At 54.8% G+C, this 1,424-nt stretch carries 2 protein-coding genes; both read right to left on the reverse strand.

What is annotated here, in order from left to right:
- Nucleotides 1-56 precede the first annotated feature (56 nt).
- Nucleotides 57-209 (reverse strand): hypothetical protein, encoded by a 153-nt coding sequence (locus A3730_RS30230; RefSeq protein WP_156497094.1) that lies wholly within the window; start codon nucleotides 207-209, stop codon nucleotides 57-59.
- A 125-nt stretch (nucleotides 210-334) separates the two neighbouring features.
- A partial coding sequence (locus tag A3730_RS05070; RefSeq protein ID WP_156500922.1) for a TRAP transporter large permease subunit occupies nucleotides 335-1,424 on the reverse strand: 1,090 nt, incomplete at its 5' end.

Below are 1,424 nucleotides of genomic sequence, written 5' to 3' on the forward strand. Positions count from 1 at the left end.
CTCTTCCCGGCTTATCCGGGGGTGGCGTCGGTTGTCCATTGCTGTGGCCATATGACTTATCCGTAAATCATTCTGTCAACAACGTAAGCGGCTGTGGCCATGGAGGCAACCACCCCGAACAGGAACAGCAAGAATAGCAGGGCGGGTTTCACCGTCTTGGGAAGCGCTTCGGTTTCGCGTGAAGCGCGGGGTTCTTGCGTTTTACTCATCCGTTATCTCCCTGACATATCCGCATACTTTACAGTATCAGTTATTCCGGGACGATAGGAAACAGGGGCCTTGCAGGGCGGGTAACGCGAGCCCTGCAAGGGTTTTTGGCAGTTTGCGACCCTGATCACCCTGTGACGTCTATTTTCTGGAATAGCCAGTGATGCAGGTTGTCAGAGAGCAGCGGCACAAAGGCGACCAGCAACAGGGCCGTAAGCATGACGGCAATGGGTAGCAGGTATTTTTCGTAGCGCCGGTAGAAGGAACCGTTGATGACTTTGGCGCTTTCCACTTCGTCATCACCGACGACCTGACGGGTTAGCAGGTGATTCAATGCGACCGGGGGGGACAGATAGCCCAGCTCGAAGGCGACGAGGCTGATCATCCAGAAGTGCAGTGGGGCGATGCCGTTATCAAAGGCGACCTGGGCGATGGTCGCGTTCACCAGAATCACTGCACCAAAGGGGTCCATGATCATGCCGATGATGACCATGGTCACCACCAACAACGTCATGGCGACCCAAATCGAAGGGAAGGTTTCCGGCAAGGCTTCCATGATGCCGGAGCGTTCCAATAGTCCCCCCATGCTGACGGTCAGTGCCATCAGCATGAGCAGGGCACCAATATGTCCGGTGGTTTCGTTAGTAGAAAAGCGCAGAGAGCTTTCCAGGGTGGTTCCAACGCCTTCTTCCTCAGCGGGCAGCTCTGATACCTCGCCGCTGGGTTTGAACAAATAATGGATAAGCAAACTGATGCCGAGAATCAGGTTTCGCCAGAACAGCCCGGTTAACGTATCGGAAAGCTGGTTCTCGGAGGTGCCAGATGGAATATTGCCGGCATCCAGTGCGTTGCTGACCAACCAGACGTCATAGCTTGAATGGATCAGCAGGAGAGCCAGTACGGCGGCGCACAGATGCAGGAAATGGCGGCTGAATTTTTCATAGATCAGCACAGCCAGCATGATCACCGGCAAGATGATGGGCGCATAGTTCTCGTTAAGCTGCGCATCCAGGACATCCCTGAAAACCACCACCACGGTGCCAATGACAATGACGTAAGGCAGCAGGGGGACAAGCCGTTTCAGGCTTGCGGGAACTGCCTGTGAGAACGGCGCGATGCGAGCTGGCTCGGTGCGCGCAAACTGACTGTAAATGAAGAACAGTAGTAGCGATAAACCGAAGACCTTGATGCCGGAAGTGAACAGTTCGTCTGTGGTT

This window comes from Alcanivorax sp. HI0044 (assembly GCF_001634945.1).